This is a genomic window from Streptomyces marokkonensis (genome assembly GCF_008312835.1).
GTDB classification, from domain to species: Bacteria; Actinomycetota; Actinomycetes; order Streptomycetales; family Streptomycetaceae; genus Streptomyces; species Streptomyces marokkonensis_A.
In genome coordinates, this window is sequence record NZ_VSKS01000038.1 from 1 (window position 1) to 20,469 (window position 20,469).

The 20,469-nt window shown below is 68.6% G+C and carries 23 protein-coding genes and 6 pseudogenes; 13 read left to right on the forward strand and 16 right to left on the reverse strand.

Going from position 1 to position 20,469, the window contains the following annotated elements:
* Window positions 1–107: 107 nt before the first annotated feature.
* The 4 genes and pseudogenes from F1615_RS34915 to F1615_RS34930 form a co-directional block, all read right to left on the reverse strand.
* Window positions 108–978, reverse strand: a pseudogene (locus tag F1615_RS34915) (IS5 family transposase).
* 22 nt (window positions 979–1,000) lie between these two features.
* Window positions 1,001–1,363 (reverse strand): hypothetical protein, encoded by a 363-nt coding sequence (locus F1615_RS34920; protein ID WP_149553063.1) that lies wholly within the window; start codon window positions 1,361–1,363, stop codon window positions 1,001–1,003.
* Window positions 1,364–1,968: 605 nt separating this feature from the next.
* A pseudogene (locus F1615_RS36725) lies at window positions 1,969–2,064 on the reverse strand (e9imm peptide); the annotation flags it as partial.
* A gap of 63 nt (window positions 2,065–2,127) precedes the next feature.
* Entirely contained in the window at window positions 2,128–2,733 is a 606-nt protein-coding gene (locus tag F1615_RS34930; RefSeq protein ID WP_149553064.1) for a dihydrofolate reductase family protein, read from the reverse strand.
* 626 nt (window positions 2,734–3,359) lie between these two features.
* On the opposite strand from F1615_RS34930, the gene F1615_RS34935 reads away from it, so the two are divergent.
* The 4 genes and pseudogenes from F1615_RS34935 (at window position 3,360) to F1615_RS34950 (ending at window position 5,137) form a co-directional block, all read left to right on the forward strand.
* Entirely contained in the window at window positions 3,360–3,596 is a 237-nt protein-coding gene (locus F1615_RS34935) for a helix-turn-helix domain-containing protein (protein WP_149553065.1), read from the forward strand.
* A gap of 322 nt (window positions 3,597–3,918) precedes the next feature.
* Window positions 3,919–4,185: pseudogene (locus F1615_RS34940) on the forward strand (IS110 family transposase); the annotation flags it as partial.
* A pseudogene (locus F1615_RS34945) lies at window positions 4,173–4,907 on the forward strand (DUF2399 domain-containing protein); the annotation flags it as partial. The pseudogenes F1615_RS34940 and F1615_RS34945, both read left to right, overlap by 13 nt.
* 29 nt (window positions 4,908–4,936) lie before the next feature.
* A complete protein-coding gene (locus F1615_RS34950; RefSeq protein WP_244328963.1) occupies window positions 4,937–5,137 on the forward strand; it encodes a hypothetical protein in 201 nt (66 codons plus the stop codon).
* A 57-nt stretch (window positions 5,138–5,194) separates the two neighbouring features.
* Here F1615_RS34950 and F1615_RS35880 read toward each other — a convergent pair whose 3' ends face one another.
* The 3 genes from F1615_RS35880 to F1615_RS36730 all read right to left on the reverse strand — a co-directional run bounded on the left by F1615_RS35880 (window position 5,195) and on the right by F1615_RS36730 (window position 7,355).
* Window positions 5,195–5,677: a hypothetical protein gene (locus tag F1615_RS35880; RefSeq protein WP_167533956.1), complete on the reverse strand. Its 483-nt coding sequence runs from the start codon at window positions 5,675–5,677 to the stop codon at window positions 5,195–5,197.
* Between the two features lie 300 nt (window positions 5,678–5,977).
* Window positions 5,978–6,850 (reverse strand): hypothetical protein, encoded by an 873-nt coding sequence (locus tag F1615_RS34955; protein ID WP_149553067.1) that lies wholly within the window; start codon window positions 6,848–6,850, stop codon window positions 5,978–5,980.
* A 229-nt stretch (window positions 6,851–7,079) separates the two neighbouring features.
* Window positions 7,080–7,355: a hypothetical protein gene (locus F1615_RS36730; protein WP_244328964.1), complete on the reverse strand. Its 276-nt coding sequence runs from the start codon at window positions 7,353–7,355 to the stop codon at window positions 7,080–7,082.
* Between the two features lie 292 nt (window positions 7,356–7,647).
* Here F1615_RS36730 and F1615_RS34965 point away from each other — a divergent pair, with 292 nt between their 5' ends.
* Window positions 7,648–7,857, forward strand: a complete 210-nt coding sequence (locus tag F1615_RS34965; RefSeq protein ID WP_149553068.1) for a hypothetical protein — start codon at window positions 7,648–7,650, stop codon at window positions 7,855–7,857.
* Window positions 7,858–8,045: 188 nt separating this feature from the next.
* Here F1615_RS34965 and F1615_RS34970 read toward each other — a convergent pair whose 3' ends face one another.
* A complete protein-coding gene (locus F1615_RS34970; RefSeq protein WP_149553069.1) occupies window positions 8,046–8,468 on the reverse strand; it encodes a hypothetical protein in 423 nt (140 codons plus the stop codon).
* Window positions 8,469–8,559: 91 nt separating this feature from the next.
* Entirely contained in the window at window positions 8,560–9,204 is a 645-nt protein-coding gene (locus F1615_RS34975; protein WP_149553070.1) for a hypothetical protein, read from the reverse strand.
* A gap of 363 nt (window positions 9,205–9,567) precedes the next feature.
* Here F1615_RS34975 and F1615_RS34980 point away from each other — a divergent pair, with 363 nt between their 5' ends.
* Window positions 9,568–9,807: a hypothetical protein gene (locus F1615_RS34980; RefSeq protein ID WP_149553071.1), complete on the forward strand. Its 240-nt coding sequence runs from the start codon at window positions 9,568–9,570 to the stop codon at window positions 9,805–9,807.
* 121 nt (window positions 9,808–9,928) lie between these two features.
* On the opposite strand, the gene F1615_RS34985 is transcribed toward F1615_RS34980, so the two are convergent.
* Window positions 9,929–10,165 (reverse strand): hypothetical protein, encoded by a 237-nt coding sequence (locus tag F1615_RS34985; RefSeq protein WP_149553072.1) that lies wholly within the window; start codon window positions 10,163–10,165, stop codon window positions 9,929–9,931.
* A gap of 463 nt (window positions 10,166–10,628) precedes the next feature.
* Between F1615_RS34985 and F1615_RS37275 the strand changes: the two are divergent.
* A pseudogene (locus F1615_RS37275) lies at window positions 10,629–10,775 on the forward strand (helix-turn-helix transcriptional regulator); the annotation flags it as partial.
* A gap of 53 nt (window positions 10,776–10,828) precedes the next feature.
* On the opposite strand, the gene F1615_RS36735 reads toward F1615_RS37275, so the two are convergent.
* The gene (locus tag F1615_RS36735; RefSeq protein ID WP_244328965.1) at window positions 10,829–11,035 is read right to left on the reverse strand and encodes a hypothetical protein; all 207 of its coding nucleotides are present in this window, start codon (window positions 11,033–11,035) and stop codon (window positions 10,829–10,831) included.
* 848 nt (window positions 11,036–11,883) lie between these two features.
* Window positions 11,884–12,267: a winged helix-turn-helix transcriptional regulator gene (locus F1615_RS34995; RefSeq protein WP_149553074.1), complete on the reverse strand. Its 384-nt coding sequence runs from the start codon at window positions 12,265–12,267 to the stop codon at window positions 11,884–11,886.
* Window positions 12,268–12,368: 101 nt separating this feature from the next.
* Here F1615_RS34995 and F1615_RS35000 point away from each other — a divergent pair, with 101 nt between their 5' ends.
* On the forward strand, window positions 12,369–12,770 hold the full coding sequence (locus F1615_RS35000) for a RidA family protein (RefSeq protein WP_149553075.1): 402 nt from the start codon (window positions 12,369–12,371) through the stop codon (window positions 12,768–12,770).
* Between the two features lie 63 nt (window positions 12,771–12,833).
* Here the strand turns inward: F1615_RS35000 and F1615_RS35005 are convergent, their stop codons facing one another.
* Complete coding sequence (locus tag F1615_RS35005; protein WP_149553076.1) at window positions 12,834–13,232, reverse strand: hypothetical protein; 399 nt, start codon at window positions 13,230–13,232, stop codon at window positions 12,834–12,836.
* A 171-nt stretch (window positions 13,233–13,403) separates the two neighbouring features.
* Here F1615_RS35005 and F1615_RS35010 point away from each other — a divergent pair.
* The 4 genes and pseudogenes from F1615_RS35010 to F1615_RS35025 form a co-directional block, all read left to right on the forward strand.
* Window positions 13,404–13,984, forward strand: a pseudogene (locus F1615_RS35010) (IS5 family transposase); the annotation flags it as partial.
* A 110-nt stretch (window positions 13,985–14,094) separates the two neighbouring features.
* Complete coding sequence (locus tag F1615_RS35015; protein ID WP_244328966.1) at window positions 14,095–15,201, forward strand: VanZ family protein; 1,107 nt, start codon at window positions 14,095–14,097, stop codon at window positions 15,199–15,201.
* A gap of 2 nt (window positions 15,202–15,203) precedes the next feature.
* A complete protein-coding gene (locus F1615_RS36930) occupies window positions 15,204–15,329 on the forward strand; it encodes a hypothetical protein (protein WP_280118921.1) in 126 nt (41 codons plus the stop codon).
* Between the two features lie 483 nt (window positions 15,330–15,812).
* Window positions 15,813–16,010: a hypothetical protein gene (locus F1615_RS35025; protein ID WP_149553077.1), complete on the forward strand. Its 198-nt coding sequence runs from the start codon at window positions 15,813–15,815 to the stop codon at window positions 16,008–16,010.
* 97 nt (window positions 16,011–16,107) lie between these two features.
* Here F1615_RS35025 and F1615_RS35030 read toward each other — a convergent pair whose 3' ends face one another.
* The 3 genes from F1615_RS35030 to F1615_RS35040 are packed head-to-tail and all read right to left on the reverse strand — an operon-like array spanning window position 16,108 to window position 19,601.
* Window positions 16,108–18,768: a DEAD/DEAH box helicase gene (locus tag F1615_RS35030; protein WP_149553078.1), complete on the reverse strand. Its 2,661-nt coding sequence runs from the start codon at window positions 18,766–18,768 to the stop codon at window positions 16,108–16,110.
* A complete protein-coding gene (locus F1615_RS35035) occupies window positions 18,765–19,259 on the reverse strand; it encodes a hypothetical protein (RefSeq protein WP_149553079.1) in 495 nt (164 codons plus the stop codon). Before F1615_RS35035 ends, F1615_RS35030 begins: the two co-directional genes overlap by 4 nt.
* 51 nt (window positions 19,260–19,310) lie before the next feature.
* Complete coding sequence (locus tag F1615_RS35040; RefSeq protein ID WP_149553080.1) at window positions 19,311–19,601, reverse strand: hypothetical protein; 291 nt, start codon at window positions 19,599–19,601, stop codon at window positions 19,311–19,313.
* Between the two features lie 298 nt (window positions 19,602–19,899).
* On the opposite strand from F1615_RS35040, the gene F1615_RS35045 reads away from it, so the two are divergent.
* A complete protein-coding gene (locus F1615_RS35045; protein WP_149553081.1) occupies window positions 19,900–20,196 on the forward strand; it encodes a hypothetical protein in 297 nt (98 codons plus the stop codon).
* Window positions 20,197–20,469 lie beyond the last annotated feature (273 nt).

The window sequence follows — 20,469 nt, forward strand, 5'->3', positions numbered from 1 at the left end:
ACGTCGATCCACGGCGAGCACGCCCCCCGAGGCGGCAACCGGCAGCTGAAACGAGCGATGTTCCTCTCCGCGTTCGCCGCCCTCCACGATCCCGCCTCCCGCACCTACTACGACCGCTGATGGCCTCTCGGTGGTGGGCGGGAGCCGGCCCCGGCGGATGCTTGATAGGCGATGGCAAGCTTGTCCGTCCGTGGCCAGGCCGCGCCACTGCTTGAGCCGGTTGATGCATCGTTCGACCGCGTTGCGCTGCTTGTATTCCTCGGCGTCGAAAGCGGGCGGGCGGCCGCCGGCGCGGCCACGCCGCCGACGATGGCCGACTTGGTCGGACGGCTGTGGAATGACTGCGCGGATGCCGCGTCGGCGGAGATGGCTCCGGATCGCGCGGGACGAGTAGGCCCGATCGGCTGGCTAGGACCGCCTCCGGCCGGGTTCTCGGCCTTCCGGGTCCGCTTCGCGGAACACGGATGCCAGCCATGACAGTCTCGAAGGCCGGTGCGTCGCCCGCCTGGCCCGTGGTGACGCGAAGGACCAGAGGCCGTGCGCGGCTGTCGCTGACGACGTGGACCTTCGTGCTCAGGCCGCCGCGGGAGCGTCCGAGTGCGTGGTTGCCGGGTTCGGCCCGGCCCGGCGCCCCTCTTTCCTGGCTCCGGCGGCGTGCTGGTGAGCGCGGCAGACGGTGGAGTCCACCCAGACGGTCCAGCCGATGCCGTCACCGGCGTCGGCTGGTGCCAGAAGCGTGGCAAGGATCCGTTCCCAGGTGCCGTCCATGGCCCACCTGATCAGCCGTTTGTGAGCGGTCTGGAACGAGCCGAGTTCGCCGGGCAGGTCCCGCCAGGGCAAGCAGGTGCGGTACTTCCACGCGATGGCCTCCAGGGTTCGGCGGTGGTCGGCCCACCGCCGTCCACGGACCGGATCGGCCGGCATCAGCGGCTCGATCCGGGCCCACATCGCATCAGTGATCACTAACCGGACAGACACATCCGGTCAACTGACCAGCCGATCAAGGAGACACGCTCTCATCGCCCGAGAAGGCAATGAGCAGGTCTTGGTCCACACGGCAGCGCCGGCCCCAGGCCAGCAGCGTCGAGATGGCCTCGCTCTCGGCACCTCTCAGCCGGGCAAGATCCGAACCTTCCAGCTCCCGCACCATCCGGTCCACTGCCTCGCCACGCAACACCGCGTCCCCATAAGGATCTACGTCAGCCAGAAGGGGCAGCCGGTGTCGTCCCAGCGTTTCGACGGCTGCCCAGAGCTCGCCGACAACGACGATCCGCTCCAGCGTCCCTGCTGCGGGACGCGGCCCTGGCTTCCGTCCGGTTCGGGAGGTTGAGACCCTTCGCCGCAGCTCGATGACGAGTGTCATCACGTCCCCTCGTTCGCGCCTTGCTCAGTACAGTCCTGTCTACCGACAGCCATCTTTCATGATCCGAAGGAAACGGCTCAGTACCCAGCCGCAAATCGTGATCTTGCTGGTGGGGGTGGTGATTGGGTGCTTCAGCTGGCCAGCTGAGCGGCCACCGACCTGGAGTCCCGTGCGTGGCAGAACGAGAAGTGCTTGACCACCGCACAGCCCCGCTCCGCCGACCTGCCGCAGAAGGCTCGCAGGCCCCCGTGGTACGGAGCCAGGCGCTCCCGCATCTCCTCATCCGACGGGGACGAGGGCAGTTGCCGCCACTCCTGCCACCGGTCCGGGAACGCCACCCCCTCTAGGTGCGCCGCCGCGCGCGCCACCTCTGGTGGCCCGAGTACCGCATGGCCCGGGCCGCCGCCGGGGTCCGGTATGTGCCGATCACCGAAGCCGGGGAGCTCCCGGTCGCCCCCCGGCTCCGATGGGGGCCACCTGGTCATGGCCTCCGTAGCGAATGCGGGAGCCAAAACCAGGCGTCGGGGCGGGGGTTTCGTCGTCCTCGCGCCGGGGGGAGCTCCTGGCATCGGGTGTCGGTCGCGCAGCGGCTCTGTCGTCCCCGCTCAGGGAGCGAACAGAGTGATCGGTCGGTACGTCAGGGCGTGGTCGACCACCTCACTGGCCGACAGTTCCCGCTCCGGGGGCCAGAAGATCAAGTCGCACGTGCTCCGCGCCTGCCGGCGTGGCATGGGAGCCGTCCGGGCCGACGGGCGGGGGCGGTGTCACGAGGGGACGCCGAGCGGCGGGTGCTCGAGTACGCGGGGCTTGTACTCGACCAGCTGGATACGGCCGTCGAAGGTGCGGTGCCCGATCATCTCGAGGGCAACGTCCGGATAGCCGTCGTAGATGCGTTCCTCGCCGGTGGCCCCGGTGATCACCGGGAACATCACGACCCGGAAGCGGTCGACGAGTCCGGCTCGTAGCAGGGACCGGCACAGGCTGAGGCTGCCGATCGTGCTCAGGAGCCCCGAGCCACTCGACTTCATGGCGCGGACCGCCTCGACGGCGTCGTCGCGGACGAGCGTGGAGTTGGCCCATGTCAGTGGCTCCTCGAGCGAGGAGGAGAACACCACCTTGGACGCTTGCGTGAGCTCGTCGACGGACGCCTCTTCTTCGGGCCTGAACTCGTCTTGGCCGTTGGGGACCTTGCCTGCGGCGAACCCTGACATCAGGCGGTAGGTGTTCGCTCCCATCAGGTAGGTGGCCTCGGGCTGCTCGCCGAGCCATGCGAGGTACTCCGGGCCCTCGAGGCCCCAGAATCCGGGCCATCCCTCTCCCGATGCGTGGCCGTCGAGGGAGGTGATGAAGTCGACGAGAAGCTCCGACATGGCGGTGTCCTTTCCAGGGTGTCACGAGATTGGACCGGCCGGGAGCCACAAACTCATCGGCCGCGCCGTGGAGTATCGAGAAGCCCCGTGACGCTGCAGCCGATCTGTCCCTCGACCTCGCCCTTCTCGTGGGCTCCCTTGATGCCGGGCAGGCAATGCGCAGCTTCAATGCCGTATTGCGACCGGAACGCGGGTCCACCGCTCGTTCTGCGTGCGGGAGCGTGAGCCGGGCACCCGGGTGCTCCGCGGAGCGGATGACGCTCGCCGTCGTCACGGCCGCCGCGACTCAGAGCTCTGGCTGTTGCGGCGGCTGTCGGCGACGGTTGAAAAGTGGACCGGTACGGTCGCTTGGGTTCTGACGCTTGTCGCAACATCCCTTGATCATTGTGGAGTGTTGATGGCGAGGCGGGGACGCAAGCGCAGACTGGAGCCCGAGGCCGAGTACTGGCGCCGTCTGGCGTCCGGGGTGGGCAGCGTCGAGGTGTTCAGGCAACTCGGGATCGGGCGTAAGACGGGCGACCGGTGGCGGGCGGAGAACGGTGGCCTGCAACCGGACCGTCTCCCGGAAGCCTCACGTCCGGGCGGGTACTTGTCGCTGTCGGAGCATCGGAGGATCGCCTCGTTGCGTGGTCGCGGCCTTGGAGATCCGGGAGATGGCCGGCCTGCTCGGGCGGGCACCCTCGACCGTCAGCCGGGAGCTGCGAGGCAACAGCTGCCCGCACGACTACGGCCGATACGACGCCGACCTGGCCCACCACCGCGGCCGCGAACGCGCCGGACGTCCCAGACGTTCCAAGCTGTCCACGGACCTCGAGCTCAAGGCCGCAGAGCGCCGCCCAAAGCCGTCGCCGACAGCCCCATGACGCCCTTTCGGACCCCTGGGCCGGATCGGCTGCTCCCCGTACCCGCGGGGATGGTCCCCCGTCATGGTTTCAGCGGTCCTGCAAGAGGACCGCTGGCCTCCGGGCCCGGCATGACTGTTCCCCCCTGTCGAACGGATGACCTGGAGGGTGGTGTCACCGGGCCTGGGAGGCGCCGCTGGAGACGCTGATGAGAGGTCCGGCTACCGCCTGGCCTGGCGCAATGCCCGGCCGCTTGCCGGCGGCAGGTCTGCATGACGTGGATGCGCGCATACGACGCCAGCGCCCTGGCCGGCATCGCAGGAACGCTGCCCGGGAGGAGGGGTTGGCCGACATCGACGACGTGGGCGTCTTCCTCGGCCTGGACGTCGGCAAGAGCGCCCATCCCGGGCACGGGCTGACCCCGGCCGGGACGAAGGTCTTCAACAAGCAGCTGCCCAACAGCGAGCCGAAGCTGCGGGCCGTCTTCGACAAGCTGGCCGCCGAGTTCGTCACCGTGCTGGTGATCGTGGACCAGCCCGCCTCGATCGGAGCCCTGCCCCCGACGGTCGCCCGGGACGCCGGCTGCAAGGTCGCCCACCTGCCCGGCTTGTGTCCGTCACACCGGACGAGGTCTCCAGCACAGTGCTGGCCTACGGGCTGCGGCCCGTCGGCGGAGGCTGGCGGGAGCAGGCCCTGCGGGAGCGGGCCGACCATCATGCCGAAGCCCACCTCACACCACGCGATCTGCACGACCTGCAGCTGCGACTACCTGCCGCAACAGTGATCCACATCTGTGAGAATCCGCGCGTGGTGGAAGCCGCGGCGGACGCTGCCTGCATCCAGCCCCCTGGTGTGCACTCCCTGGTCTGGTCGTCCTGCCTGTGCCCGGCCCCGGCGTTCGTCTCGACAGTCCTCGGCCGAACCCGCACCGAAGCCTGTCATCCTCACCCGGCGCGCACCCGCGCATCCACGGCAGACCTTTGCTGCACCTCCGGCAGCGCCGCCACGGTGGTCCTCACCCTCCTCGACGCCCTCGTCGCCGCCGGCTGCTGTTTTGCGTACCACGGTGATTTCGACTGGCCGGGCATCGCCCTGGCGAACCGGATCATCCGCCGTTACGGAGCCCAGCCATGGCGCATGAACGCCGAGGACTACGATCACCTGGCCGCTCGCAGCCGGGCCGGGGGAATTCCTCAGCTGCCGCTCGACGGCCAGCCCGTCAGCGCGGCCTGGGACCCGGGTCTCGCCCCAGCCATGACTGCACGCGGGGTCGCGCTCCATGAGGAGGTCACACTCGATCTCTTGGCGGCCGACCTGTCCGGCCAGGCATAGAGACGTCGCCACCGCGCCAACACTGACCAGTGAACCGCTCCCGGTCTGATGGAGGCTCTGCTCTGCCCAGCCTGTGCCGCATCGCCCTGGAGAACGCCTTCCTCGAGGCCGCCCGGATCCGGCACCACCGCGCCGGAGACCCCGAGCACGTGCTGCAGGCCGCCGTCGCGGGAGCCGACAAGCTCATGAAGGTCGCGGCGCTGGCCCTGTTCGGCGACGCCGGGCGGTGACCGGCGAAATCCACCGGGAACTGCACGCGCGCTGCGGGCCGCACGCGGTGGACCTGCTCAACCCCGGTCGTCCTCGTGCTCGTACAGGGGGCGGGCTTCGGCTACGGCGTGTTGCCAACTGCGTTCGCTGCCACCGCGTTCATGCGCCAACTGAGCGGCCATGCCGTGCCGGTAGCCGCCGGCCTGCCTGACTTCCTCGAGGGCGGTGGCGACGGCCTGGTCGCGTCGGGCGCGGCCCCAGCCGCCTCCGTGGTTGCCCCGGCCGTCCCCGCGGGGCCGGCCCGCGCGTTGCGGCCGGCCGGTGCCGACGTCCTGGCGCCACTTGCTCCAGAACGCCTCGACGGCCTCCTGGTCGTAGTAGTGGACGCGCTCGATCGTGCACGCCACTTCCGGGAAGCGCAGCCCGTCCGGGTACTGCTCGCGTCGGCCGTACCAGCGGGCCACGGTGGCCGCGGACGCCCCGGTGTGCTGCATGACCCGGGCCCGGCTCACCACCCACCGACCGCCCTCGGTCCGACGCAGTGCTTTGTCCCCGCTCATCACCGGCACTCTCTCACCCTGTGCGCAGCACTGCACCATGATCACCAACTGCGATGGTCGGCTTCATGCTGGTGCTGGTGCTGGTGCTGGTGCTGGTGCCGGTGGCTGACAGTCACAGTCGGCCGTGGCCGGCCATTCTCCCGCTGGTCACGGTGAAGGTAGGCGAGGGCCCACCACTGACATGAGGATGACACGGGTCATCGGCTGGCGCGGTGGGCGATGCTGTAGCCGTCACTTGGTGGTTGGTGTGGTGTCCTTGGTCTGGGTGTGCTCCTGGTTGTAGACGGCGCGGGTTTCGGTTCAGTCAGCGATGAGCGGGGTGCTGTCCTCCACGAGTAGTTTCAGTGCGCCTTGGTGTTCTTCTGCTTGGGCTGTGGCGGTCCCGCCGAGTTCTTTGACCCGTTGGATGGTGCGGTCGAAGTATCCTCCGGAGCCGGTTTCCAGGGTGCTGAGGCACAGGTCCTGGTAATAGACGCGGACGACCTGCTGCTCGGCGCGCAGGGTGACGGTGAACTCCTCGTCCTGAGTCCGCTGTACGAGTGCTTCACGGGCCCCGGGTTCCCAGGATGTCCAGTGACCGATGAACCCGAGGATCTGCTCCGGCCGGACGGTGCGGGCGCAGTCGACGGCCATCGTCTGGAGGTCTTCCCACCAGGGCAGCATCAGCCGGGGGCCGTCGATCCGGTACTCGGTTCCCTCGGCGCCCCGCACACGGTGGACGGCGTCTTCGGGGTCGTCCCAGTCGTATTCGTCCTCGTCCCGTTCGTCACGGTGACACGGCGCGAGGTCGACGAAGGCGCGGCATCCGAGCGGCCGCTCCGTGAGGGTCGCCAGACTGCGCAGGGCCGCGCCCAGGGACACCAGGTTGCGGTCGTACATGTAGCCGAGGTGCCGCTCGATGTCCGTGCCGCCGTGCCAGGGAGGCGCGGCCACACTGATGGCGTGGGGGTTGTAGTCGTTGTCGGGGCGGGGGACGAGTTGGACCGTGACGTGCAGCCGCCGCTCACCGTCGAGGGTGCCCGGCGCGGGCGGCAGCCCTTTCCGTTTCCGTCGTTCGGCGTCCATGAGTTCGCGCTGGACGAAGGCGTTGAAGGGCTTGAGAGTGTCGTCCCACAGGCCGACCCCCAGGGCGAACTTCGGCTTCCCGGCCGGGATCATGAGCATGCTCGACACGGGATCGACGGTTATCGACTGCGGCGTTTTGTCCACGGATCCCGGCCCTTCTTCGGCGGAGCGGTCCGTGTGGGGCGTACCGCGTTTTCTTGATCGTCGGCGAGCAGGATACCGACTGACCTGCGGCAAACCGGTCAGCAGCCTTGCGCTTTGCCGACCGGTGACTCGCGTCTGGCCCCGCAAGCCGTGCGTGGTGATCGCGTCGACCGGTGACAGCCTTTCTGGTGGGTCAGTGGCGTAGGAGGTAGGGGCGGGTGTCGGCGAGGGTGAAGGCGCGCCGGAGGCCTTCCACGAGCACGGGGTCGGTGCGGTAGCGGCGGGTGTGTTCGTTGCGCTGGAGCAGTGGATCCGTGTCGATTGGGCCGATGCGGCGTTGCGCTGCCGCGAGGCTGGTCAGCGTCCCGCCGATTTGGGTGAGGGGGATGGGGCGTGTCGGGTGGCCGGCGAAGTGCTGCTGGACGTCGTCGTAGCAGGCGGTGCCGTTCAGGTAGGTGATGTGGCGCAAGGATCGCGCGTGCTTTGGGCGTCAGCGCTGCGATCATGTGGAACAGCAGCCGGTCCGTCCAGCCGTGTGCGAGGTGGTCTTCGGCGAGGTCCTGCGGTCCGGGGCGGGGTTCTGGCGTCGGCGCGGCCGGCCAGGTTACCGATACGGCCGGGCGCAGCCCATAGGCGGCCTGGACGGCGGCCATCGCCTGCTCGTACGTGTCCGTCTCGGTGTCGATCGTCAACCGCACGGCGCCCCCCTTCGTCGCGTCTTTACTCCTCGCAGGCTGGCGACCGCTGTCGATCTCCTCGGCGTGGCCATCCTGCTTGTGGGCATCGTGGTGGGCTGCATCGTCTACCGGCACACCCGCGCGTCCTCCGCACCGGCCAGCCGCGGCGACATCGTCGACGCCATCGCCTCCGCCGCCGTGGTCATCACCGCCCTGGTCCTGTTGCTCGGAGGGGGCAACAAGGCCACGGCGGAGAGCGAGAGCCTGCACCCACGTCCAGTCTCAGGGCGGTGAGGTGAGCACACTCGTCTCCCGCATCCGTGCCCTGCCCAGGCTCGCCTTGGGCGGGGCCGCGTCCTGTTCGGTCGCCGGAATGCCTTTCAGGGTCTCGGCTGGGGGGTCTCAGCTGCGGTGTCATGGGGCCGGGGTCCAGGGTCTGGCATCTGGCCGGCACGGGGACGTGGGCCCCGGCGAAGGCTGTGTCAGGGCTGGTGGTTTCCGGAGACCACCGCGATTGTCCAGACGGACGTTCCGCCGGTCACCTGGATGGTGAGGTGCTGGGGCTTTTTGTCCTCGTAGACGACGCCCACGGTGCCCACCCCGTTGCATGTGACCGGGTGGGGGTTGGTGCTGTCTCGGTCCACGATCGAGACCTTGCCCTTGCCCTCGCACGCCGCGTAGAGGGTGTAGGCGCCTTCCTGCGGGGTGAATGCGGGCAGTTCCTGGTCCTTGTTGCCGGTGGTCTCGGCTACCAGTGTCTGCGCGTTCTTGGGCAGGTCCAGGCTGGGTGGCGGTGTGGCTGGTGCCTGTGTGGGCTTGCCGGAGGAAGCGGTCGGAGCGGTGGGGCTCGGACGCTTCGCCTCGGGTTCGTCGGAGCAGCCTCCGGCGAGGAACAGTGTGGCCACGGCGGCAGCGGTGAGTGTGGAGCGACGCAACGGGGTCTCCCGGGAGTGAGGGCGGGGTGCCCGGCCCTGGTGTCAGGGCCGGGCGCGAGGGCTAGCTGACGCGCCAGCCTTCGCGGTAGGGGGCCCAGACGGTCATGTACTGCTTGTTGGACTTCTGGCAGGCGCTGCCGCGGTGGTACTTGTACCCGTAGACCTTTTCCTTGAGGATTCCGTAGTCGCCGTACACGATGCTCTTCGCGGGAACCTTTCCGTAGGTCTCGACGCCTATCTCCGAAGTCCAGCTCTTCTTGGCGTTGGCGTTGATCTCCCCCTTGATGGAGCCGAGAACCACGACCTTCATCTCCGTGCTGAGAGTCACCGACCCGCCCACCTCGGTCGTCCCGGACTTCTTGGAGGTGAACTTGAAATCAAGAGTCCGGGACGTCTTGTTCTCGACGAAGGTGTCGTACTTGACGGACATGGTGTTCTTCTTGTTTTTGGTGATCTTGAAGAACCAGCCGGGCTTGCACTCGATCCTCTCCGGCTCCACACCGGGCAGGTCCGCCTCCGGCGTAACCGTGTCCTCGGGCTCGCCCGGAACGGGCAGGTCCTCCTCGAGTTCCTGGCCCTCGACCTCGACGCCGATGAGAACCTCGTCGTCCGGCAGGTCCTCACCTGCTGCGAAGGCAGCGGCGTGCGGCGCGCCGGCGCCCAGGGTGAGCACCACAATGGGAGGCGGCCGTACTGATGCGGGCAAGTCTGGACTTCACCAGCATGTCCCTTTGCCGGTCGGTGCGGGCACGACGCCCGGCGCACCTCATGGTCTGGAAACCGTGTGCGCTGGGCAACGCCCGCGCCTCCAGAAGCCCTGGAGGCGAGAGGGACAGTAACCAGCGCCGGGCTCGGCCGGCAGACGCTTTTACCGAGTGGCCGGAACCGCCCGATGGGAAAATTCGGACAATGGGTACCGATTTCTCACCGGAGACTCTTCCGGCCGCCCGAACCGGGTAAATCGGCTAATATAATGGCTGATCTTCGCGCTGGAAAACCTCAAATTTTTCTCAGAGGGGTATCGGTTGCCAATTCAACAATGTGCTGCAGTGGATCCCGCCTTCTGGAAATGGCGGCAACGGCGGACGACTACGCCAGCCCTACTTTGCGTCAGCGCAAGGTGTGCAAGGCGGCCCGGATGATCGTGGCCGCTGGCGGCAACGGCGACTACATTGACGTCGTCTCGCTGAAGGAGATCGAGGCTGCGGTGGCGGTCGGCCGGACCGCGGCCGGGGACATCCGCGCGCAGGAGCTGCTGGCCGGCGGCTACGACCCGACCACCGCCTACACCCCGCAGAACGACGGCTGACGAGACGATGACACCGCCCTGCGGGCGGCACCCCCACCGTGGGGGGTGCCGCCCGCAGTGGTGTGCAACCCGTTCTCCGTCTCCGGCTGTACACCCCGACCACAGGCCCGACCACGGCAGGTCAGCGTCCTATCCGCACGGTTGGCGCCACCGGGTGGCGGGGCTCGGCTCCATCGGACAGTGCGCCGGCCTGAGTGATCCAGGCCAGGAAAGCGACCAGGACGGTGGCGGCGGTCAGGGAGACCATGACCGGTCCCTTCAGCCGCGGGCGGCGGAAGACGAGAAGGCCGAGGCCGACGACGGCCGCCAGGCCGACGATGACCCAGAGCAGTACGACGAGCAGAGCAAGCGTGGACACGAGGTCCCCCCACAAGGTGTGAGCACGCGGCGGATCCGCGTGCGGTGGATGGCGGAGCGTGGATTGCCTTCACCCTTTGCGTCTCGGGGAGAGGGCTCCGACAGCGGGCGTCAGGTTCGCTGATGCCGGGGTTAGCTCCGCAACCCCGGCCTGACCTGCACTGATACGTCAAATGTGGGCGTGGTCACAGAAGTTGGTGCGTTGGGTGCCCGGTCGGCCGTGCGGTGGACTCTGCCCACCGGGAAGACCGCATTCAAGAGCTCTGATCTGCGGATACGCTGGCGACCGGGCTTGAATACGCCGGACCGCTTCGCTACCGGCCTCCCTGTTGTTATGGGGCGCTGGGGACCGGATGTTCGGGCCCCCCTACTGACTACTGGCGGGCCGATCGCCGGGTCGACGCAGGACGGTGACTGTGCGTCGGTCTGCTGCCGAGGATGGCGGCCGGGCAGGATACGGAGTCATGAGCACCACTCGCCCTCTGCTGACCCAGCGCGAAGCCGCCGCCGCGTGCGGCGTGAGCCGTACGACGATCCGGCGCCGCCGGGAGGCCGGCGAGCTGCCCGGGGCCGTGCTCGACGACGACCGCGGCTGGCTCATCCCCGTGGAAGACCTGCTCGCCGCCGGGTTCCGCCTCAACGCCCCCGCTCCCCCTGACACCCCCTACAAGAAGAGAAGGGCGTCGATGACCCGGCAGCCGGGACCCACACGGACACGGCTCCCGACGAGACGACGGCGGCTCTGCGAGCCGAACTGGAACGGCTGCGCCACGAGCACGCCCTGGCGCTCGCCGACGAACGCAATGCCCGCCCGCTCGCGCAGGCCGAGGCCCGTCACCTCCAGGCAGGCCTGGACGAACGCGCCACCCACATCGAGGACCTGCAGCGCGCCCCGGCGGCGCCGACCTCGGCTCCGGACCGGGCGGCCATCCCCCGCCCCGCGCAGCCGTCCCCGGCGCCCGCCGCCTCCTCGTCGGTGCCGGCGCCCGTGGAGGCCGGGAAGGCCGAGTACCCCTCGGACTCGGGCAGGCGGCGCCGATGGTGGTCTCGCCGGGACTGACGGCGCAGGCGTCGACAACCCCGCCGACAACTCCTGCACTACCTCCTGCGACAACCCCTGCGATATCTGCTGCGCCACCCGTGCGAGCGCCTCTGCGATGTCGCAGGTCACCCTGCGGTTTCGGGCATGGTCGGGAGGCTGACATCCCCCTGGAGCCTCCGTCAGCCACCCACGATCAGGAAGAAGGAGAGTGTGGGGCGGGGCTGGGGCAGAGGTCGGCCCGGCGAGGGCTCGGGCGTCCTGGATGTTGTTGCGCGTCGGCTCGCCTCCGCGCTGTCCCGGCCGCTGGAGCGTCCGGGCGGTGAAGAGGGGGGAGCCGCCGGGTGGCGGCGGTCGGCCCTGTTGCTCCCAGTGTTGCGCCAGGGAGTTGCGCCAGGGAGTTGCGCTGGGGGGTTGCGGTAGGTGGCTTCGTTCACTTCAATTCGTTCACTTCAAACAGCAGCGTTTGTCCGCTGGTTTGGGCAGCAGTTAGTGATCTTGAAGCGAGAAAAAGCAGCAAGTCCATGGGACGGTCAGCCGCCTGTGACATGTCTGTTTCTGAAACTGTGGCACGGGATGGCTCGGCAGCCCGATCAGGTGAAGGGCGGGCCACGTCGGTGCCACCGACGTGAGATCGATCAAGGAATCGCGCAACGCGCGAGGGTGTCGCTGCTGGCCCGTCAGGCGTCGAAACGGCCGCGTGCACTCTCGATGTGCCCGAGGTACTGGTGGGTCCAGCCGCAAATGGCGTCGACCGCGGTGCGCAGGGCCCGGCCCGGCTCGGTGAGGGTGTACTCGACTCGCGGTGGCACGGTGGGGTGCACCTTCCGGTCGACCAGGCCATTGCGCTCCAGCATGCGCAGGTTCTGGGTGAGCATCTTGTGGCTGACGCCCTCGACCTCGTTGCGCAGCTCGCTGAAGCGCAGGGTGTGCTCGCCGAGCGCCTCGATGATCAGGAGCGCCCACTTGTTGGCGACGTCCGAGAAGATCTCCCGCGCGAGGGAGTCTGCGCGCCGCAGGTCAGCGTCCTCGGGCAGGCCCTTGAGCAGCTGCTTGGTCACCATTAGGTTCCTCAGTCACGGAAAAGTGCGTTCTTCCAGTTCAGCCATCACTCTCCTACAGTCCCTGAGTAACTACAAGAGAGCACACGGAAGGGGCGCGCACCGTGACCACCATGGACGTCTTCAACTACAACGTGCCGGCCGAGAGCGACTTCGGCTACTCACAGGCGATCAAGTCCGGTGAGCTGATCCATGTCTCTGGACAGCTCTCGTTCGGTGAGGCAGGCGAGTTCCTCTACGCGGGCGACTTCGCCGCCCAGCTCAAGCAGACCTACGCCAACATGGACAAGGTCCTGGACCACTACGGCTCCACCCGGAACCAGGTCGTCTCGCAGACCCTGTACGTGGTGAACCTTCGGCAGAACGCCGCGGCAACGGCGGAGGGCAACCTGGGGTACTTCGGCGACCACCGCCCGGCCAGCACGGTCCTGGGCGTCCCTGAACTGACCTTGCCCGGCCAGGTCATCGAAATCAGCTTCGTCATCGACACGAAACTGCCCGCTTGAGGTCTCCTCCTCGCACGCTCTCCCGCCAGCTGCACGGCCACGTCGCCGAAGTCGGCCTCCGCCTCAATGCCGGGCGGAGGGGCGTGCGGGATGAACCTCGATGGGCGCCGTGCCCGCCTCCACCGCGATCTGAGGCTTTCGGCCGGCGACATAGCCCCTGACCAACGCATAGGACACGTCGGCGCCGTCTTCCCCGATCAGCCGGTGGAAGATCCGGGTGTCCGTGGGCCGCTGCTTGCGCGGCGCACCCAGGTCCGCCCGCAGGATTCCGTCGATCACCGCCTTGTACGGATCCAGCGCTGACGGCCGCGGCGGCAGCGGCTTGCGTGGCTCCGGCCAGGCCGGGCCCAGGGCCTTGCGCACCGTCCGCCAGGCAATGCTGTGCTTGCGCTCCAGCTGCCGCATCGTCATGCCGACTTGGTGGTCCCGCCGGATCGCCGCGTACAGCTCGGCCTTCGACATTTACGGCATGACCGGGGCCTTTCACCGGGAGCACCCCGACGCAACACTGCCCGACCGTGGAAACGGGTGCCTCCCAAGCCCGTGTACAACCGCCGTCACGAGTCGTGAATAAAGCCACCGCCGCCCTGTGCTGCTTACAAGTCATCTCATTTGGCTGGGTAGGCTGCTGCCGTGGCGGGGATCGTTGAGCGGCTGGTGCCGGATGAGCTGTGGGAGCTGTTCCAGCGGGTGGTGCCGGAGGCGCCGTCGCGGCCTCAAGGTGGTGGCCGGCGTCGTCACAGCGACCGTGAGGTGCTGGCCGCGATTGTGTTCGTGGCGACCTCGGGCTGCACATGGCAGCAGCTGCCGACGGCCTCATTGGGCCCGTCGGGCGCGACGGCCCACCGCCGCTTCACCGAATGGACGAAGGCCCGGGTGTGGGCCAAGCTCCACCGCCTGGTCCTCGACGAACTCGGCTCCCGCGGCGACCTGGACTGGTCGCGGTGCGCGATCGACTCGGTCAACATGCGGGCCCTGAAAAGGGGGACCTGACGGGTCCGAATCCTGTCGACCGGGGCAAGTACGGCTCGAAGATCCATCTGATCACCGAGCGGACCGGTCTGCCCCTGTTTGTCGGGATCTCCGGCGCCAACGTCCACGACAGCCAGGCCCTGGTCCCGCTCGTGAAGGGCATACCCCCGATCCGCTCCCGCCGTGTTCTCCGCGATCTTCCAGAACCACGTCGGCTATCTGGTCGCGTGCACTGTGACCGCCCTGATTCTCGGGGGCGGCATGGGCACTCGCTCGCCGGCTGGGCAACGCTCACGGCCTGTGGTGGTCTGGACTGGCCTTCGCCGTCACCGGTGTCCTCGGCGTCACCTTCATGGGCGCCGGGCCGGCCAGCGGCATGTGCGTCCTCAACCATCAGTTCACCGAGCCCTTCCACACCACGCAGGGGCTGTGGAACCTGGCGATGATGGTGCCGGTCGGCGCCCTTGCCCTGCTGGCCGCCCGCCGGCCCCTTCCCGCCCTGGTCGGCGTCATCACTCTGCCCCTGGCCATCGAGTTCACGCAGGCCACCGTCGACGGCCTGGGACGCGTGTGCGACAGCTCCGACGCCGAGATGAACATCATCGGCGGACTGGCGGGACTCGCCATCGCCGCAACCGTACTGGCCGTACGCGAGTCGCTTCTGTGGCAGGGCGGCATGAAGGGCGCACTGATCGCCTCTGTCGCACTGCTGCTGCTGGGCTCGGGCGTCGCCCAGCCGATGCTCGCCTTCACCAACGTCGACGGCAGCGGCCTCTCCGCAGCCGGTACAGACCAGAAGAGCGCTGTCGAGGCGGCGGTGAGGGAAGCGTTCGGCGACCGGTACACGATCGGCCAGCTGTATGAGCAGCCCTGCCTGGACACCTCGCGCAAGAACGTCATCTTCAACCTGCACATCCGTGGCGAGAAGGGCCACTCCGAGCTGTTCGGGAACGGCAGCCTCTCCTGGCCGGACAAGAAGCACCTGAACGTACTCCTCGAGGACAGCGACCGGCCCACCGCCATGGGATACCCGGTGAAGGGGGCGAAAGCCCCCACCAGCGCCCGCGAGGCACACGAGATCGCGCAAGCGTACGCCGGCCGGCAATACCCCTGGGCGAAGAGCGCGACCCTGCAGGAGACCGATCCCGTCGGCGAGAAGGCCAGCCTGGGCTGGATGACGAACTGGCGATGGACTCACAACGACGTCCTGATGCCCAGAATGCTGGACGTCCAGATCGACAAGGCCGGACGCGTATCCCAGATCGACGTAACCCTCGGCCCGACGCGAGCCGACCTCCCCGAGGCCAAGCTCGACGCACGGCAGGCCGAGAAAGACGTCAACAAGGCCGTAACGGCGCAGCTGCAGGCCAACGGAAGACCGACGCCGAGTTCCAGACCGAGGCCGTCACCGTGGAGGCGGACGACCGGGACGGCACGTGGAAGCCCTACTGGCTCGTGAACGTGACCTCACCCCACGCCGGACAGACCGACGATGCGCAGGCACCGGCTCCCGTCGAAACCTACCGGGTCGACGCCCTCACCGGACAGGCCTACGACGCCGGCTGGGCGCCCATCAAGACGAGCTGACCGAGCACTGGAAGCCTGCACAGCAGGACGGCTGACCCCTCGACAGCGAGGCCGGACAGGATCACCTGCCTGGCCTCGCGGCTCGTCCGCGTACCTCTATGCCCAGCGCATGCCGATGGCGGAGAGCTGTTCCACGCGTTCCGCGGAAAGGGCGGCGGCCCAGCTTCACTGGTTCCCGATCCATGCACCAAGCCGGACCTCTGGCACCTCCTGGTGCTCCGCGCTCGCGGCGGCGGGCCCAGTACCTCAAGGCGCTAGGAGGGTGCGGATCTGGTCGGCGGAGCGGGTGTGGGGGGCGCGGACGGTCAGCCAGGAGCCGTCGGTGCAGGCGATGTCCACGCGGCGTCGCCGTTGTCGTGGCCGCGGGGTGATGCGTACGCCCGCGTGTGGGCATGACACGGCCTGCGAGGCGTCCGGCCAGACCGCCCGCACGGCGATCCTGCCGTCGGCCACGAAGGCATCGATCTCGAACGGCTACGCAAGATGTACGCCACCCTGCTCACCGCTGCCCGCGAGCACATCGACGACCTGCAGATCATCGTGGCGGACAACGATCCCCCGCCCATCCCCGGAGTTCACCGCGCGCTGGAACTATCGGACACCGATCGCCTCGTCCCAGGAGTGACCGTCGCACAGGAGGCCTCGGACGCAGAGACTGATCAGAGTGGCGACAGCAGCTGAGGCACCAGTTGCGCCTGCAGCCAGCAGTCCCGACGCTCATGCTCTCGGGACTGCGGGCTTTCGCTGTCCTTTGGTCAGCCATGGGTCGGTGGCGGTGTCATGCCCACTCCATGCCGAGCTCCCGCAGTGCCTGCAGCTGCTTTGCATCCAGCCGGTCTCGCCTGGCGCGGGCGTTGGATACCCATACGCCGAGCTTCGTCTCGGTCCCGTCGGGCAGAACCTCGACCGCTTTCCGCGGGATGGGCCGGTGAGCGCCTTCCCGCTCCACCCACTGCGCGAGGGCGGCCAGGCCACGCTGAAAGGCCTGCTGCGCCTTGGTCGGCCCCTTTGCCGCGCCCTTGGTCGCGGAGGCGGGAGGCGGCGCCTGGGCGGGCTGCACGCCGAGCTTGGTCAGCCGGTCCTGCTGTTCGGTGGACAGCTGTTTCCAGGTGGTCGGCTGGGTTTGTCGCTTCAGCCATCGTCCGATGTCGTCGCCGTCGATCTGCACGCCGGGTGCGATGTCGGGCAGGATTCCGCCGGGTTCGTCGGTGGCGAGGTGGGCGAGGTGGCGGTAGTGGCGTTGCCAGTCCAGTGGCCAGGGGCAGTTCCAGTCGGGGTCGATCGAGGTCAGCTGTGCGGCCCGTGTCTGCGCGCGTTCGGGGTTCTTGCCGAGGCCGCCCTTGCGTCTGAGATTGGCCAGTAGCTGACCGATGGGGACAGGCTTGCCGTTGGCGAGGTCGTCCCACAGGGCGTCCTGCCGCGGGGCCAGGTGCCCCGTGGCCCGCCGGTACGAGCGCAGCGTGGCGAGCTTGGTCTCCCACGCCTCCTCACCTGGCTCCCAGACCATGCCAGCTTCCGGCGCGTCGAGTAGCTTCTTGCGCCGCTCCTCCAGCTCCCCAGCCCGCCGCGCCTTCCGCTGTTGATGGACCCACCGCCCCAGCGGAAACGACTTCGTCGCCCCCACCTCGGTCTCTACGTCGTAAGAGACGGCGTAGAGCCCGGTGATCTCGTTGTCGACACGCCACCGCAGCAGGGCTTGGTAGCCCTCCAGCCAAACCAGGGATTCGGGCCGGTAGACGCGGGTGCGCAGGAACGCCGCGATGGTCGCCGCGTCCCGGGGAGAGGAGAAATGAAGCAGGGGCGACTCGGCAGCGGCGTCGGTATCGTCCTGCTCCTGCTCCTCGCCGTCGGCCCCGCTGGTTGCGATGATCCGCCCGTCCTCGTCGCGCTGGATGTGGGTCTTGCGCTTGCCGCTGGTGAGGGCGCGGGAGGCGAGCTGCTCGACCAGGCGCTCGTCATGCGAGCGCAGGCCCTGGAGAACCGCGACGAGGGGGCGGAACGAGGCGCTGGCGACCATGTCGGTGGGGTCTTCGCCGGGCTCGAGGAAGACGGGCACGATGATCCGCGCGACCTTGTTGGTGCCGTCGCGGTTGGGCCGGAGTGCCCGGCCGATGTTCTGGACGATCTCGACCTGGGAGCCGCGGGTGTCGGCGAAGCAGATGGCCTCGACTCCGCGTTCGCCGGTGATGTCGACGCCTTCTCCGAGGACGCGGCAGCTGGCGAGGAACGCCCGGTGCACTCTGCGGCCGTCGGCGTTGATGCCGTTGGCGAACTGGCGGAGGGCTTCGCGTCGTTCGGTGACGAGGTGGTCGCCGCATAGCCACGCCGACCACACCCGCTCCGGCGGCACGTGCCGGCCGGCTTCCAGCTCGTAGAACTCAGCGCCGATCGACGACGCGGGCAGCTTCTCCGCAGCCGCCAGGTCCTTCTCGGAGGTATCGCGCGCATACAGCTCGGCTGCGGTCTTCGGCAACTTCTCTGCAAACGCGGCGGCTTCCTCAACCTTCTGGTGGAATGTCATGACGGTACGCAGGTTGTACGCCGCCGCGTGCTCCAAAAGTGCGGTCTGCAGCAGCGCCAGGCGCCGGCCCCGCCGCGCCTCCTCTGAGTCCCCGACGATGGGGGAGGGGTCGTGGACCTCGAGGACGTCGATCTCGAATCCGGCGAGGACGCCCCGCTCGATCGCCTCCGAGAGCCCCAGTTCGGCGCCGGGAAGCCACGCTCCGAAGGTGCCGTCCGGGTCGTCGGCCATGCTCGCGAGCTCCACCTCCATTCCGCCCGCGCCGTTCTGCGGGCGGGGTGAGGCGAGGATGCGCGGGGTGGCGGTGAGGTAGAGCCGGTAGTCGGCGGGGATCCGCTGGTTGTCGTGGATCGCCGCCCATGGCCGACCAAGATCACCCGCGGTTGAGTGGGCCTCGTCGATGATGGCGAGCGCGAAACCGTCCATCTGCTGTCCATACAGGCGCTCCCCGCCCGCCAGAGCGGCTTCCAGCGGCCCACGAACCTTCCCCTGACCCATCGGGTCGTCGAAGTCCTCACGATCTACCAGGGAGGCGTAGGTGGCGAACACGACCACCGGACCGGTCCCGGCCCACAGCGCGAGCTGGATCGCATTCGTCGTGGTGCGCACCCCCAGCGAGCCCAGCACCGGGTCGTTCTCCAGCGAGCACACCGCCACCATCGACGCCCGATGCCCGACCGCACGCCACGCCCGGGCGGTCTGCGCGAGCAGGTCCAGAGTCGGCACGGTCACCAGGATCCGCCCGCCCGGGAAGCACTCCAGCGCGCTCGCGGCAGCCGTGATCGTCTTGCCCGACCCGGTCGCGGACACCAGAGTGCCCCGCGCTCCCTCAGCGGGCACGGACGATCTTGCAAAAAGTCTGACCCATTCCCGAATCGCCGTTTTCTGGGTCACCTGATGTTCCCGGAGGCTGATCACAGATTTCGAACTTTCCTTTTTCCGGGCGAAGTCAAATTCTTCCACCACGTGCCCGTGCCCAAAGAGACCGCGCCCCTGTCGAGGGCAGGAGCGGGGTATGGGTACCTGTCGATCCCGCCACGTGCGGGCAGCTCGTCCTCGAAGTCGCAGGCAGCCAGGGCCTTGAAGCCGCCACGCCACAGCGCTTCGAGCACGACCGCGACGGCCTGCACCACCTCGGCCGGCGTTCCCGCGGTGGCCTCGCACTCCAGCACGGTCGGCCACTGAAGGAAGTCGAAGGGGTGGGCGCGCCGGCCTGTGGCGTAGTCGTTATGCGCGCCGGACACGCGCAGCGCCCCGACGGTCAGCTCTGGACTGTCGTCCTCGACGATGCCGAGGGCATCTCGAAGCCGGGCTACGACCCGCAGGGCAGCCTCCGCATCTACGAAGATCGAGGCATCTTCATAAGCGGAGTCCCGGTCGAGGGGCGAAGGCCCGCGATCATCTGCCATGCGCTCTCCCTGGAGTCTCGGCCGGTACGAGGGTGAGCCAGCGCGATGGGTTCACCGGCCGAAGCGGCCCTTCTTGAGAGGTTCGGCAGGGATCAGCTCCGGCACGTGGACGAGTTCGGCCAGACGGATGTTCAAGTGCTCGGTGGACGTGGTCGGCGACTTGTCGCCCTTGCTCCAGGACGACTTGGTCAGTTCCACGAGCCAGCTCGTCGGTGACGTACGGAAGACCAGCCGGCCGCACGGGCTGGAGTCGGTGCTGTACCTCGGGCGACGGGTGCGAGCGGTCTCCTCGGCGCGCGCAAGGGCCTCCTCCTTTCCGCCTTCGACGGGGATCTTGTCCACCAGTTCAGACTCCCCGTGACCCGTTCCACCAGCACGTACCAGCCCACAATCCCGCTCCTCCCCAAGTACGGTGACCACCGCCGCGCTCAGCTCGACCGGTATCCAGGTCATCAGACGCTGCAGCGCTAAGCACCGAGGCTGATATGCCCCCCGCCCCTGCTACAGGGTGTCCCTGCTTTACGCCAATGCTACATGCCGCATCACATTGAGATGCGGACTTACGAGACCCTCCGACGGATCCCCTCCACGATCTTGTCCGACCCCGATGGGCATCACGCATCGGGGTACACGGTGCCGCATGGAACCGAAGACCGAACGCATCCAGTTCCTGCGGGCCGAGCGGCAACTGCGCCGTATCCGCTCCTTCTACGCTGCAGCCCTCCTGCTGTGGACGGGATCTGCGGCGTGGACGGGCTGGCAAGCCCCGGGGAGTCGGCAGATGTGGGTGTCCGTCCTCCTCCTGGCCGTCTTCACCGTACTGCTCGTCACTGCGAGCCTTGCCCTGCGGCGCCTCGCCGTTCCCGCAACGGGCCGACCCGTGCACCACGCTGCCCCGCACAAGCTGCCGAGCACCCGCCATCCCGCTCACGGCTGAGAGCTCGTCACCCTTCCCGCGGACCACACAGCCCCGATCGTGCTCCGCCACGGGGCTGTGTGGTCCGCTGACAGCCCGTTCCGGATTACACAGCCCCGGTCCCTCCAGATGCCCGGGCCGAAGGCCCGTTGGCCGACCCGCGCAGCGGGTCGGCCTTTGGGGTGCGCAGCGCCCCGGGGTGGCTGGAGCGCAGCGGAGGCCCCTCCAGCTCCGGGAGCGCAGCGGATGGAGCCTCACCAGACCGGCTCCGCCGGTCTGGTGAGCGGGACGCGC

Excerpts from the sequence above, each read along its gene's own strand:
- F1615_RS34920 (WP_149553063.1), bottom strand. The coding sequence starts at position 1,363 with ATGACACTCGTCATCGAGCTGCGGCGAAGGGTCTCAACCTCCCGAACC.
- F1615_RS34930 (WP_149553064.1), bottom strand. The coding sequence starts at position 2,733 with ATGTCGGAGCTTCTCGTCGACTTCATCACCTCCCTCGACGGCCACGCA.
- F1615_RS35880 (WP_167533956.1), bottom strand. The coding sequence starts at position 5,677 with ATGAGCGGGGACAAAGCACTGCGTCGGACCGAGGGCGGTCGGTGGGTG.
- F1615_RS34980 (WP_149553071.1), top strand. The coding sequence starts at position 9,568 with ATGGCGGCAACGGCGGACGACTACGCCAGCCCTACTTTGCGTCAGCGC.
- F1615_RS34995 (WP_149553074.1), bottom strand. The coding sequence starts at position 12,267 with ATGGTGACCAAGCAGCTGCTCAAGGGCCTGCCCGAGGACGCTGACCTG.
- F1615_RS35005 (WP_149553076.1), bottom strand. The coding sequence starts at position 13,232 with ATGTCGAAGGCCGAGCTGTACGCGGCGATCCGGCGGGACCACCAAGTC.
- F1615_RS35015 (WP_244328966.1), top strand. The coding sequence starts at position 14,095 with ATGGGCGCCGGGCCGGCCAGCGGCATGTGCGTCCTCAACCATCAGTTC.
- F1615_RS35025 (WP_149553077.1), top strand. The coding sequence starts at position 15,813 with ATGTACGCCACCCTGCTCACCGCTGCCCGCGAGCACATCGACGACCTG.
- F1615_RS35035 (WP_149553079.1), bottom strand. The coding sequence starts at position 19,259 with ATGGCAGATGATCGCGGGCCTTCGCCCCTCGACCGGGACTCCGCTTAT.
- F1615_RS35045 (WP_149553081.1), top strand. The coding sequence starts at position 19,900 with ATGGAACCGAAGACCGAACGCATCCAGTTCCTGCGGGCCGAGCGGCAA.